15 protein-coding genes and 1 tRNA gene are annotated in these 12,925 nt (G+C 40.9%); 8 read left to right on the top strand and 8 right to left on the bottom strand.

Annotation, left to right across the window (positions count from 1 at the left end; translation table 11 throughout):
* Positions 1-3: 3 nt before the first annotated feature.
* From kamA to AT15_RS04545, 7 genes are read left to right on the top strand one after another with little or no spacing between them, the layout of a single operon-like run.
* Positions 4-1,284, top strand: coding sequence for a lysine 2,3-aminomutase (gene kamA / locus AT15_RS04575; RefSeq protein ID WP_068346815.1), 1,281 nt, complete (start codon positions 4-6; stop codon positions 1,282-1,284).
* Positions 1,271-1,690 (top strand): MaoC family dehydratase, encoded by a 420-nt coding sequence (locus AT15_RS04570; protein WP_068346813.1) that lies wholly within the window; start codon positions 1,271-1,273, stop codon positions 1,688-1,690. The genes kamA and AT15_RS04570 overlap by 14 nt, the downstream gene beginning before the upstream one ends.
* Positions 1,687-2,703 (top strand): lysine 5,6-aminomutase reactivase subunit KamB, encoded by a 1,017-nt coding sequence (kamB, locus tag AT15_RS04565; RefSeq protein ID WP_456073070.1) that lies wholly within the window; start codon positions 1,687-1,689, stop codon positions 2,701-2,703. Before AT15_RS04570 ends, kamB begins: the two co-directional genes overlap by 4 nt.
* Entirely contained in the window at positions 2,696-4,096 is a 1,401-nt protein-coding gene (gene kamC / locus AT15_RS04560; RefSeq protein WP_161484654.1) for a lysine 5,6-aminomutase reactivase ATPase KamC, read from the top strand. The genes kamB and kamC overlap by 8 nt, the downstream gene beginning before the upstream one ends.
* 4 nt (positions 4,097-4,100) lie before the next feature.
* Positions 4,101-5,666, top strand: coding sequence for a lysine 5,6-aminomutase subunit alpha (kamD, locus tag AT15_RS04555; protein ID WP_068346807.1), 1,566 nt, complete (start codon positions 4,101-4,103; stop codon positions 5,664-5,666).
* Complete coding sequence (kamE, locus tag AT15_RS04550) at positions 5,663-6,451, top strand: lysine 5,6-aminomutase subunit beta (protein WP_068346805.1); 789 nt, start codon at positions 5,663-5,665, stop codon at positions 6,449-6,451. Before kamD ends, kamE begins: the two co-directional genes overlap by 4 nt.
* Before the next feature lie 44 nt (positions 6,452-6,495).
* Positions 6,496-7,401 (top strand): diacylglycerol/lipid kinase family protein, encoded by a 906-nt coding sequence (locus tag AT15_RS04545; protein ID WP_068346803.1) that lies wholly within the window; start codon positions 6,496-6,498, stop codon positions 7,399-7,401.
* Here AT15_RS04545 and AT15_RS04540 read toward each other — a convergent pair.
* The 4 genes from AT15_RS04540 to AT15_RS04525 form a co-directional block, all read right to left on the bottom strand.
* The gene (locus AT15_RS04540; RefSeq protein ID WP_068346801.1) at positions 7,393-8,280 is read right to left on the bottom strand and encodes a hypothetical protein; all 888 of its coding nucleotides are present in this window, start codon (positions 8,278-8,280) and stop codon (positions 7,393-7,395) included. The genes AT15_RS04545 and AT15_RS04540 overlap by 9 nt on opposite strands.
* A gap of 1 nt (position 8,281) precedes the next feature.
* Positions 8,282-8,698: a PspC domain-containing protein gene (locus tag AT15_RS04535; protein WP_068346981.1), complete on the bottom strand. Its 417-nt coding sequence runs from the start codon at positions 8,696-8,698 to the stop codon at positions 8,282-8,284.
* Positions 8,699-8,799: 101 nt separating this feature from the next.
* Entirely contained in the window at positions 8,800-9,009 is a 210-nt protein-coding gene (locus tag AT15_RS04530; protein WP_068346798.1) for a hypothetical protein, read from the bottom strand.
* A 292-nt stretch (positions 9,010-9,301) separates the two neighbouring features.
* Entirely contained in the window at positions 9,302-9,745 is a 444-nt protein-coding gene (locus AT15_RS04525) for a type II secretion system protein (RefSeq protein WP_235598506.1), read from the bottom strand.
* Between the two features lie 184 nt (positions 9,746-9,929).
* Here AT15_RS04525 and AT15_RS04520 point away from each other — a divergent pair, with 184 nt between their 5' ends.
* Positions 9,930-10,400 carry a hypothetical protein gene (locus AT15_RS04520; protein ID WP_068346796.1) on the top strand — a complete coding sequence of 157 codons (471 nt, stop codon included), beginning with the start codon at positions 9,930-9,932 and terminating at the stop codon, positions 10,398-10,400.
* A 26-nt stretch (positions 10,401-10,426) separates the two neighbouring features.
* Here AT15_RS04520 and AT15_RS04515 read toward each other — a convergent pair.
* From AT15_RS04515 to AT15_RS04500, 4 genes are all read right to left on the bottom strand, one after another.
* Positions 10,427-10,503 (bottom strand) — tRNA-Asp (locus AT15_RS04515).
* A 50-nt stretch (positions 10,504-10,553) separates the two neighbouring features.
* Positions 10,554-11,942, bottom strand: a complete 1,389-nt coding sequence (locus AT15_RS04510; RefSeq protein WP_068346794.1) for an ATP-binding protein — start codon at positions 11,940-11,942, stop codon at positions 10,554-10,556.
* A complete protein-coding gene (locus AT15_RS04505; protein ID WP_068346791.1) occupies positions 11,935-12,498 on the bottom strand; it encodes a hypothetical protein in 564 nt (187 codons plus the stop codon). The genes AT15_RS04510 and AT15_RS04505 overlap by 8 nt, the downstream gene beginning before the upstream one ends.
* The gene (locus tag AT15_RS04500) at positions 12,476-12,850 is read right to left on the bottom strand and encodes a response regulator (RefSeq protein ID WP_068346789.1); all 375 of its coding nucleotides are present in this window, start codon (positions 12,848-12,850) and stop codon (positions 12,476-12,478) included. Before AT15_RS04500 ends, AT15_RS04505 begins: the two co-directional genes overlap by 23 nt.
* Between the last annotated feature and the right edge of the window lie 75 nt (positions 12,851-12,925).

Below are 12,925 nucleotides of genomic sequence, written 5' to 3'. Positions count from 1 at the left end.
TGTATGAGAGATTATAGAGATATTCCCATTTGGAAAGATGTTTCTGAAGAAGATTGGAATGACTGGAAATGGCAGGTTAGAAACCGGATAACAACCCTTGAAGACCTTAGGAAAGTGATCAACATCACAGATGAAGAAGCGCGTGGTATTGAAAATTGCTTGAAAACATTGAGAATGGCTATCACTCCATATTACGCTACTCTTATGGATCCTGATAACTCCAGATGTCCTATAAGAAGACAGGCGGTACCTACTGAGAAGGAGCTGAAGATAGATAAGTGGGACATGTTTGACCCCTTGCATGAAGACGAAGACTCACCTGTGCAGGGGCTGACACATAGGTATCCTGATCGAGTGCTTCTGCTGGTTACGGACCAGTGCTCTATGTATTGCAGGCATTGTACCAGAAGACGCTTCGCAGGTCAACTGGATAGGCCAAGATCCAAAAAGGATATAGATGCAGCCATTGAATATATCCGGGAAACTCCGGAAGTAAGAGATGTCCTGTTATCAGGCGGAGATGCCTTGCTGCTGGAAGATGATGTGATCGAATATATTCTGAAAGAGTTGAGAAAAATCCCTCATGTAGAAATAATCAGGATCGGTACCAGAACACCAGTAGTTTTGCCACAAAGAATAACCCCTAACCTTGTAAATATGCTTAGAAAGTACCATCCAATTTGGGTAAATACACATTTTAATCATCCAAAGGAAATTACTCCTGAATCAAGAAAGGCCTGTGAAGTATTGGCAGATGCTGGTATTCCCCTTGGAAACCAAAGCGTTCTTCTCAGAGGTATAAATGATAGCCCCTATATCATGATGGAGCTGGTTCATGGGCTTGTCAAGATAAGGGTTCGGCCTTATTATCTCTATCAATGTGATATGTCCACAGGCATTTCTCATTTTCGTACTTCAATAAGAAAAGGCATTGCTATAATGGAAGCATTGATAGGCCACACCTCTGGCTTCTGTATTCCTACTTTTGTTGTTGACGCTCCCGGTGGAGGTGGGAAGATCAGAGTAATGCCTCAATACATGGTTTCGCAGTCAGATCGGACGGTGGTGTTGAGAAACTACGAAGGCGTTCTTACAACATACCATGAGCCAGAAGATGTGGATAGCGACGTTGATGATTCTGAATACAGAGCAAAGTACAAATTAAGCGGTGTGGCAAAATTGCTTGATGGAAAGCAGATAAACCTTGAACCAACAGAACTCGAAAGGCGCGAAAGAATAGCGAAATGGAAGGAACGAAGGAGGGCGAAAAATGAAATACGCTGAAATAAAGCCCGGATACATATATACTGAAGAGCGCGTTATAACCGATGAAATGGTGAGGTCATTTGCAGAAATCACCGGAGATGACAATCCCATACACCTTGATGATGATTTCGCAGCCAGGAGCATTTTCAAAGCAAGAATTTCTCATGGTGTTCTAACGCTGGGACTTGTTTCAGCTGTTCTTGGAAGGAAGTTCCCGGGCCCTGGAACTATATACTTGAAACAGGATGCAGCTTTCAGGAGGCCTGTTTATATCAACGAAAAGATAAAGATAAAAATCGAGGTTCTGGAAAAGATCGAAGAAAAATCCAGGCTGCTTTTATCAACAAGTGTAATAAAAGAAAACGGTGAAGAGGCACTCACGGGACAGGCTCTAGTCCTTTTCAAGGAGGATGAAGAGGAATAAGCTTCGTTGAAAATATCCTGAAACTTAGAAGCCTTTCCATTATCGGGCTCGAGAAGAATACAGGAAAAACCGAAAGTCTGCGCTATATTATGAAACTTATAAAACGGAAGAATCCCTCACGTGTGCTTTGCCTCACTTCTATTGGGCTTGACGGCGAAACTATTGATCAAGTGACACTCACGCCAAAGCCAGAGATTGAGGTGTATGAGGGTGACCTTTTTGCTACCAGCGAGGTGCATTACAGAAAGAAGTCATTTCTATCCGAGGTTTTATGGGTAAGTGATAGACGAACAGCCCTTGGAAAGGTGGTACTTTCAAGGGCTCTTGAAAGTGGAAAGGTGATGCTATCGGGTCCTTCCACTCTTGGGGGAATGAGGGAGCTTCTGGAAGTTGCCGAAAAATGCGGAGTGGACTTTTTTTTGCTCGATGGTGCTTTATCAAGGCGCAGTACCGGAACCCCCTTTTTGTGTGATGGGGTTATATTGGCAACGGGTGCAGCCCTTTCTTTAAATCCTGCAGATATTTTGAGAAAAACCCTTCACGCTGTTGAATTGATGAAACTCCCCGTTGAACCTATGGCTGAATACATTGAAAAGCTTGGTGATGGCATCTGGCTTGCCAGAGGGGGCATCTTTGAAAAATTGCCAGCAAGAACTATTCTGGGTGATCCCGCCATTATTCTGGATAGAATTGGAAAAGGATGCAAGCTTTTCATTCCGGGCTCGCTTCCAGAAACTTTTGTGAAGCGCCTTATCAGCAGGGGTCTTTCTCGGGATATTACACTGGTAGTTAAAGACTACACAAAGGTATTTCTTTCCCCGGAAATCACAGAGCGCTTCTTTAGCAGCGGAGGAAAGCTCAAAGTGCTGAGAAGGCCCAGACTTCTTGCTGTTACCTTCAATCCTTTCTCCCCGGCTGGGTACGTTTTCAATTCCAGAGAAATTTTACGCGATCTAAGAAAGTCGTTAAAGATACCTGTTATAGATGTTATGGAAGGTGAAGAATTTGAATAGGGATAAACTCTTTGACGTTACGGGCTTTAAATTCATTATCGATGAGCTGGATGTAAGAACAGGCTATGGAAAGAAAAAGCTCAAAGGGATTACTTTTATAAAGGAGCATGAGCTGATTGAAAGAGAACTTGAAGAGCTTTCTATGTTCATTGAACACTTCAGCAATGAAAATTCCCTGAAAGAGCTCAAGGAAAAACTATCAACACTTAAAGACATTTCGGGAACTATTGAAAGGCTGAAAAGCGCCGAAATACTTGACGATGTAGATTTCTTTGAACTAAAAGAGTTTTTTTTGAACTATGAAAGCCTGATAGAAAATATCCAGCTTCCTGAGTTCTTACCGCAAATAGCAGCTGATGAACTTCTAAAGGTTCTGGATCCAGAAGGTCTTAAGCTCAAAAATTTTCATATATACAGTGCTTATTCGAAGGAACTTGCCGCTTTGAGGAAAGAAAAGAGAGCGCTAAAACATCTCGATGCGTCAAAAGACAATATTTTCGATATTCAGGAAAGGTTAAGGAGATTGAGCATCAAGGAAATGGAACTGGAACAAAAAATCAGGCATAAACTGTCTGGAACACTGCGTGATAAGGCACAAAAAATAAGCGCAATAGCGGAGCTTATAGGAAAAATTGACTTTCTTCAAGCGAAAGCAGGGATTGCCAGAAAATTCAATTTATGCTGTCCCACCCTTTCCACAGAAGTTATTAGGTATAAAGGGCTTTTCAATCCGGAAATTAAGGAGATTCTCGAATCTAATCTCAGGGAGTTTCAACCTGTTGATTTATTCCTGAAAGAAGGAGTTTGTGTAATCACCGGTGCAAACATGTGTGGCAAGACAGTACTGTTGAGAACTATTGCCCTCGCGCAGTTGATGTTTCAAGCTGGTTTTTTTGTTCCTGCAAGTAAGGCTGAGATGGTGCCACTTGAAGGGGTTTTCTTCTTTTCAGGTGATTATCAATCCTATAAAAGAGGACTTTCTTCTTTTGCCGCTGAGGTACTTGAATTGAAAGAAGCAATAAACCATGCTAAACAGCGCTGGCTCATACTCTTTGATGAGCTTGCCCGAAATACAAATCCCGACGAAGGCAAAGCTCTTGTGAGCGCTATTTCGGAGTTCTTTTCTGATAGCCGTTGCTATACTATGATAACAACCCATTATGGCGGCATTACAGGGAAGATAAGGCATTATCGTGTAAAAGGATTAAAGGAAAAGATGCCTGAAAAACTCGACTCTCCTGTATCTCTTGTTGATTACGTTGATTATTCGTTGATAGAATTAAATGACGGACCCGGAGAAGTACCACATGAAGCATTGAAAATCGCAGAGATTTTTGGATTGGATAAGGAAATAATCGCAAAAGCAAAGAAAAAGCTTTTGGAGGAGGAATGACTCTGTGACTGCAAAAAGTAAACTGGGCCTGGATATTAAAAAAGTGAACAGAGCCAGAGAGCTCGCAAAAGATATAGCTCTTGATGTTCAGAAATTCGTGGAACGCCACACGACAGTTAGTGTGGAAAGAACAATCTGTCGTCTCCTTGGCATTGACGGCGTAAGCAAAGGGGGAGTTCCATTACCCAATGTTGTTGTTGACCAGATCAAGGAGAAAAATTTACTTGGTGATGGTATAAGCCTTTATCTGGGAAATGCCATGCTTGAAACAGGTCTCTCAGCTCAAGAAATTGCTGAAGAAATTGCTGGCAACAGGCTGGATATAACCGAACTTCCTATGCATGATCTGGACGATATAAAAGCGCTTCTTGAGCCCCTGGTGAATGAAAGCATTGCTTTTATAAAAGGGAATAGAGAAAAGAGAGAAAGTTTAATAGCGAGGCTTGGTGAAGGCTCTCAGCCATTTCTTTATGTTATTGTGGCGACTGGAAACATTTATGAAGATGTTATCCAAGCTCAAGCGGCTGCAAGGCAGGGTGCTGATATCATAGCTGTAATCAGATCAACCGGTCAGAGCTTGCTTGATTATGTGCCCTATGGACCTACTACTGAAGGTTTTGGTGGCACATTTGCCACCCAGGAAAACTTCAAAATAATGAGAAAAGCTCTCGACGAAGTTGGAGAGGAAGTTGGAAGATATATCCGTCTCTGCAACTACTGCTCCGGGTTGTGTATGCCTGAAATAGCTGCTATGGGCGCCCTTGAAAGGCTTGACGTGATGCTCAACGATGCTTTGTACGGGATCCTTTTTAGAGATATAAATATGCAGAGAACGATGATTGATCAATTTTTCTCGAGAGTGATAAATGGCTTTGTAGGAGTAATAATAAACACTGGTGAAGACAACTATCTCACGACAGCCGATGCCTATGAAGCAGCTCACACTGTACTCGCATCACAATTTATAAATGAGCAGCTTGCTCTTATTGCGGGTATTTCGGAAGAGCAGATGGGGCTTGGCCATGCCTTTGAAATGAATCCCGAAATAGAAAATGGGTTTCTCTTTGAGCTGGCACAAGCCCAGATGGCAAGAGAAATCTTTCCAAAAGCACCACTAAAATATATGCCTCCCACAAAGCACATGACAGGTAATATCTTCAAGGGGCATATTCAAGATGCTCTTTTCAACGTTATTTCTATCTGGACAAAACAGGGAATACAACTGCTTGGAATGTTAACCGAAGCAATACATACTCCCTTCATGGCTGATCGGTATTTATCCATTGAGAACGCCAGGTATATCTTCAACAATTTGAGGAATATCGGTGATGAAGTTCAGTTTAAAGAAAACGGAATAGTTCAGCGGAGAGCAAAGCAAGTGCTTCATGAAGCAACCGAATTGCTTGAAAAAATAAGAGAACTGGGACTGTTCAGCGCTCTGGAAAAGGGTATTTTCGCTGATATTGAGAGAAGCCGATACGGTGGTAAGGGGTTGGATGGTGTAGCTGAGAAAACCAATAGTTATTTCAACCTGTTCATACCGAAAATGCTGGAAGGTGAAAACAGATGAGTGGACTCTATTCCATGGATAGAAGGGATTTTGACAGAACCCTTGATTTGAAAGCGGTAAAACCCTATGGAGATACCATAAATGACGGAAAAATTCAGCTCAGTTTTACTCTGCCTGTTACAGCTGGCCCGGAAGCGGTTGAAACTGCGAAACTACTCATGAAAAAAATGGGATTGAACAATCCTCAGATTGTTTACCAGAAAGAGCTCACCCCGGGATTTACCTTTTTCGTTGCATACGGTGAATGTGTACACAGTGTCGATTATACAGCCATCAAAGTACCTAAAATCGCAGTAAAAAAGATGAGCATGAAGGAAATAGATGCCTTTATACAGGAAAATATAGGCAGAAAAATAGTGGTTATCGGTGCGACAACAGGCACTGACGCACACACAGTGGGAATAGATGCCATAATGAACATGAAAGGATTTGCGGGGCATTACGGTCTTGAACGTTACGAAATGTTTGATGCTTACAATCTGGGAAGTCAAGTTTCCAACGAGGACTTCGTTGCGAAGGCAATCGAGCTAAATGCAGACGCACTTCTCGTTTCTCAAACTGTTACAGCTAAAGATGCTCATATAAAAAACATGACAGAACTTGTGGAACTCCTTGAAGCCGAAGGGATCCGTGAGAAGGTAATCCTTATTGCAGGTGGCGCAAGAATAACGCATGAGCTTGCAAAAGAATTGGGATATGATGCAGGGTTTGGACCCGGTACCTTTGCAGAAGATGTTGCTTCCTTTATTGCACATGAGCTTTTGAGAAGAATTGATAAAAGGTAGGTAAAATGATACAATTTGTTCATCGCTCACAGGGGAGTGGTGATATGAAAGTATTGGTTATAATAAATCCTATGGCTTCAAATGGGAAAGCTTTAAAGGATTACAGGGAGAAAATCCGGCCACTTTTAAAAAAAGAACTCGGGAATTACGACGAAAGATTTACCAAAGCTCCGGGCGATGCCATAAAAATGGCACAGCAGGCAACTGGTTATGGAAAAATAATCAGTGTTGGAGGCGATGGAACACTGAACGAAGTTGTTAACGGGATCATGCTTTCAGGAGCCGGGATACCGGTTGGCATGATAGGGGTAGGAACCGGGAACGATTTTTCAAAAACCTTCGGTATCCCCAATAACTATGGAGCCATGGTAAAAAAAATCGCCGGGGATAACGTCTTTCTGAGTGATGTATTGGAAGTTGAGTATAAGGACTTTGAAGGAAAATTACAGAAAAGATATGCTATAAATGTTGTTGGCGCGGGTTTTGATGCTGATGTTACTGTAAGGATGAACAACTCAAAGCTAAAGGTACGTGGCAAACTAACTTACTTGATGTCCTTTCTTATTGAATTTATAAAAACAAAAACCTACTCTTTAAAACTCAACGTTGACGGAAAAGAAAAATCAATAAATTGTTTCTTTGTAGCCTTTGGAAATGGAAAATACTTTGGCGGTGGCATGAAAGCCTGCCCTTCGGCTATACCAGACGATGGCAAAATAGATGTAATGGGTATTGAAAGAATGAGTAAGTTGAGATTGCTGTACCACTTTCCAAAGATATATAAAGGCCAACATATCACGGTACCGACTGTTTTTGAAATTCCAGCAAAACACGCAGAAATCTATTCGGCCGATGGAAGGAAGGTCATGTTTGAAATAGATGGGGAAATCATTGGCACAATACCCTTGAAGATAGGTGTTAAACCCAAGGCCCTGAGAGTTTTAGTCTGAAAAGCTAAGCCAAAGTACTCCGGCATCGAACTCCAAAAAACTTTTCAATTTTGCTGAAATGCTGCCTATTATTTTTTCACCTGCACTGCCGGTGGTTTCTTTATACCCGCGTACGGTGATTTTTTTAATTCCGGAGTTTATTTCAACCTGTGCTTTGGCGTTTTGAGGTAGAAAAACGTTAAACTTACCAACACCGCCTTCTGTTTTTAATGAAATCGGATACACATCCGAAAGGGATATATCAAAATCCATTACGCCAGCATTTATCGTCATGCTGTCCACCATTATTCCAGATAGATCTAATCCGCCTTTGAGTACGCCACCTTTCAGAATGATTCTGTAAAGAACGCCCGGAAGCAACTTAATGTTCAATCTATTCTTTCCCCGCTGGGGCCAGCTGTGTTCTGTCCCGATGTTGTACTGAATAGTATCGTCATGATCTCTTTCGTGAATATAGAATTCGCTACCGGTAGATATTTCATATACAACGTTCCCCACTGAATTTCCGGCAATGGTGCCTTCCAATCGTTCAATGTTTACAGTGCAAATGCTCGAATCTATATTAAGCTCAACGACAGTATTTTCACTCAAAGTCTCCTTGGTAAGCAGGTCTTGCGCCCCCGATTGGTAAGCGAAATTAATTGGTGCAGGCCAAAGGAGGAGAAAGAACAGATAACCTAGTATAAGAAGAGCATTGACGTATTTCAGCCATTTTAAGCCTTTAATTCCTGAAAGAAGACTGATTCCGATGAATACCAGAATCAAAGGCCATGTTGCTGAAAAATTGTCGATGAAATTGGGCAAAGAACCGAGGCTAAAATATCCAAGAACGACAAAAAAACCAAGAAAAATTAAAAACAAGCCAAGGGCAAATCTCATATTAATCCTGCTCTTTTCTTAATGATTTGAAGATGATAAAGCCGCCACCGGCAATTAACATAAGGCCCAGTAAGAGTTTCCAGAAAAAAACACTGAAAGTGCCCGGAAGTAGCAAAAAAAGCCCGATAATTATCACAACAAAAGCTATTAAAATCTTCCCGATATTTTCGTTATGCAATGGCTTTTCGCTGATTTTTTGCCCTTTTTCTTCAAAGATTTCTTTGGTTTCTTCTTCGATAGGTTCGCGGGGGACGATTATCATAGCAAGGATATAAAGGAGAATGCCCGCTCCCCATATAAAAGTCGTAAGAGCCCAGAGCAATCTGACAACTGTCGCGTCTATTTCAAGATACTCTGCCAGTCCGCCGCAAACGCCATCTATCACTTTATTTTTCCTGGATTTGTACAGCTTTTTCATTGTGATATCACCCCCACCTATGAAATAATAACATAAACCCTTTGAAGTAATTAAGCATGCTTGGGTGACAAACAGATGGAAAAGGGTGGCATAAACCACCCTCATTTTTCCGTTTCCACCTTCAAAATGCTGCAACCGAACTTTCTTATTGCCACATCAATCTCTTCCAGCAACTCAAGCGATTCGAGCTCAATAACTGCTTTGTTTCCTTCCATCAAGGCTTCACGATTTAGCAGCCTTTTAACCGCACCGGCCACCTCAGAAACTTTTTGTTCGCTTTCGAGTCCGGAAAGTGTTAATACAACACGCATCATATCCCTCCAAATTTTTTATTCTACAATATACTGTCATTAAAAGGCCTTTCAGTCAAGGGGAGCAGGGAACTTATGGAGAAATTACAAAAAGTCTCACAAAAGCTAAACAAGCTCGTAAAACTGGTAAGACTCTTTTAAGCTAATCATCTTTATTTCCTGTTACAATAATCGGCGATGAACCCAATGTCTCGATAAAATAGAAATCATGCTAACCCCACCCCTGTTCGAAAGATTCCCCGTCTTGAACGCAGAAACAGCCCCATTGTGGGGCTGTTTCTGTTTCGAGTTCTCAATATATGTCAAAATCTACTCTATAAAACACTTTTGCATTTGAGGCGTCCTGTAAGCCTCCCGGGAGATACAGGGCATCGGCAGGGATTACGGAAGAAGTGTCAGTCGCATCTTTGAGAGTTTCATTAACCGAGTCAAAATGAACTTCGCTTGTGGTAAAGGCAACTATTGCGTAATGCCCGCCTGAAGCGGAATAAGCTACTCCGTAACTTGTTGCGTCAATATCTCTGCCAATGACTTTGATATTTTCTGGTACTTCTGAATCAAGAAGGATTTTGTTTTCCATGCCTGCAGTAAGCACTTTCAGATTAAAAGCAACCTGGACGGCTTTTGCTTTGCGAATGGCATTCATGGCCACAGGCGTTATCGTTGCAATCAACGTAGCCATCACAGCAAGAACGATAAGCATTTCCACCAGAGAGAACCCTTTTTTTCTAATCATAAAATACCCCCTGATTATCGATATATGCACTATTCCATTGTATTCGCTAAAAAATATAAAAAGATGTGAAATGGATTGCAAAAGCAAAAAGAAATTATAAACGCACATCTAAAATTAAGCGCATTTATCTATGCGAATAATACCATATAATACTATGTTAACAACAACCGGATATAATGCAATCATGAAACTGGAAAGTATACTAAAGCCTGAAGCGGTTGATGCCTTTTATAGAAGAAAAACTGTTTTTACAGAGGAGATAAAGATTTTGAATAATATTGTTGATGCTCTCGAAGAGCTTGATGACCTTCCGGTGAAAACAGCTCTTTTCGAAATTGCGTGCGTCAGGTCGGTTAAGCTGCTTCTCAACAGTGGCTATACTTTTAGGAACTTAAGGCTTTTCCTGTACGGCAATGTATTAAAGCCTTTCAGGAAAAAGCTCTCCTCAGCGCTGGAAAAGCTTGAAAATAAAGAGAAAGAATTAGAAGCAACCATCAGGAAGGTTAAGAACTTCAGGGATCATCAGATAGTACACCTGGACCCGCGCTTTGCCTTTGAAGGCGAAAAAAACGAAGGTATCTCTTTGAAGGATATCAAAGAAATCCTTGAGTATCTTCAGGAAAGTGTCAGGGTTATATTCGAAGCGGAATATTAAAAAAGGGGTCCTTTGACCCCTTTTTATGGCGGGGACGACGAGACTCGAACTCGCGGCCACCGGTGTGACAGACCGGCATGATAACCATCTTCACCACGTCCCCAACGCTAAAAATTTTACAACAGCTTCCGGCTTATGTCAATAGGGAAGCCTTCATTTCAAAGAACTGCTGTTTTTCGGAAAGATTAGAATAAAGCTGTTTCCCTTTTCCTCTGCCTCTATTGAAAACTTTATATTTTGCTGGAGGATAATTGCCTGAAGCATAAAACTCTGGTACCCCTCTTCAATTGATTTTGGAACTTTCAATATATTTTCTATTTTCTCTCTATGCATTTTTTTGCCGGTGTCCTTTATAACTACAAGGTATTCGCTTTCACCACTTGAAAGTGTAAAACTTATCTCTCCTGATGGAATGTCTTTTTCTTTCAGGTTATCCAATGCATATTCCAGAAGCGTAGAAAAAAGGATTTCCAGTTTTACCTTATCCCCTTTAATGATATGGGGATTCCAATTATCTGGTGATAACTCAATCTTAATGGTAGGGGGGATTTTTGTTCTAAAAGCCTTAATGATATCTTTTATAAGGTTTAGGAGGTCTGTTTCTTTATCTAAGACTGTATTTGAAAGCGCTTCGTCAAAAATCACCAGAATATCCCACAATATGTTTAACCTTTTTTGCAGCTCATCAAATTGCTCTTTGAGGTTTTTATCGTCGAAACTACGGAAAAATTCCCTTCTAAACCTTGTGATCGCCCCGACCGCATCTTCCACATAATTGCGTATTCTAAGGGTAAGCTCCTTTATGAATTCGCTTCTCTTCTGAGCTGATTCACCGGAAATGTTCCCGGTTGCTCGTACAGTCGGCTTGTAGATGGAAGCATACAGGTTTATCAATTTGATCCAAAAGTCTGCAAGAAGTTTGAAAGAAATCTCAGTTTCTTCGCTGAGGCTGTATTCAAGAACCATTGATTCAAAGCAACTCTCTATTTTATTTTTAACAATAGGCTCTTTAAGGCTACCCAAATACTTATTTTCTTCGTTGCTTCCGTCATTTCCGGTGAGCTTAAAACCGCTTAATACACCAGCCTCAAAAAGCTTCTTCCCGGTTTCCCATGCTAACCCGAAGCAAGCTCCTCGCGTTATTAAGAACCTGTTTAAGATAGTGAGAAACTCGAGTTCGATTTTTCTGATGATGTTTCCTTTTTCATGACTTTCTTCCACGAGTTCATCTTTTATGTTTTCAAGGTTTCTCCTGTGGAATTCAACGACAAAGGTTCCTTTCTTAGTCGGTGAAAGGAAAAGAGAGTAATATTCACGGCTATTCTGCAGTATTCTTCTGTGCCTTTTATCATAAAATGCAAGGGGATAGTGCTTTTTTATGGCATCCATCAAAATATTCCAGAAACTTTTGTTTATGATTTCAAAGATATTTGAAATTTTGCCAAAGCTGGCCTCAAAGCGTGAATTTCTCAGAAGTATATTACCTTTGTTATCTATCTCCACAATGGCGGATGTAAGGGAATCTATGAGCCTTTCAGCCATCCATTATCTCCTCCAGCCTTTTTACGATTGCCGAATACGTCTCTTCGCTGAATGCCAGAAGCAAATACCCTTGAACTTCGATTTCCTTTATCTCGAAATATATCTTTGTGAAGAAAAATTCCCTATCCATAAGCTCCGGTTCCATTTCAAAGGTCACCATGGCGGGAAGTTCATACTCAAGTTCCAGTTTCAAAAAATCTGCAAACACCGCTATGATATTACCGGAGATGATATTTCCCACTTCAAGAAATGAATCCACCAGGTCATATTCCTGATAATCCTTAACCACATCAAAGGATTCAAGAGTGGCCAGAAATTTCAAAAACTCCGTACCAAGCATAGAGAAATAAAAATTCGCATTAAATGCTTCTCCGCTTACTCTCTGGCGCATCAGGAAATAATGTTTTTCAAATTTCTTCCCAAATACACCTTTATGTATTTCTTTTATCCGCAACTCCACGGTCATTCCTGATAACTCTTCAAGAACCCTCTTAGCCTGATTTGCGCCAAGGCTTAATATTTCCTTCAAACTATTAAGGATTTTTTCTTCTGGCATAATATGCCTCCTTCAAAGCAATCATTTTTTCCTCAGTCAACGGCTTTCCAAGAAATAGCTGTACCCCAAGATGCCGCATTTTTTCCCTTGTTTTTTCCTGAACATTAGCACTGAGGACAGCGATAAAAACATCCTGAGATTTGCTGGATATTTTCTCTATCGCCTCTTCACCAGAAATTCCCGGCATGAGCAGGTCGGTTATCACTATATGGTACTCCTGGATACTCTCAAGAATGCCTTCAAAATCTTCTGGACCAATGGCATGAATTTCAGCTTCAGGAAAATACAGTTTTAAATACCTTGAAGTGATTCTTCTTGAAAGTCGCGAATCATCTATGAACAGTATTTTCATTTAATAACCTCCAAGTTCAATTTTCAACTATGATATAATCATTATATCAAAATTGTGACAGGAGTTGAGGTCCAG

The organism is Kosmotoga arenicorallina S304, assembly GCF_001636545.1.
In the GTDB taxonomy this organism is placed as follows: Bacteria; Thermotogota; Thermotogae; order Petrotogales; family Kosmotogaceae; genus Kosmotoga_B; species Kosmotoga_B arenicorallina.
This window is presented reverse-complemented; position numbering and strand designations above follow the sequence as displayed.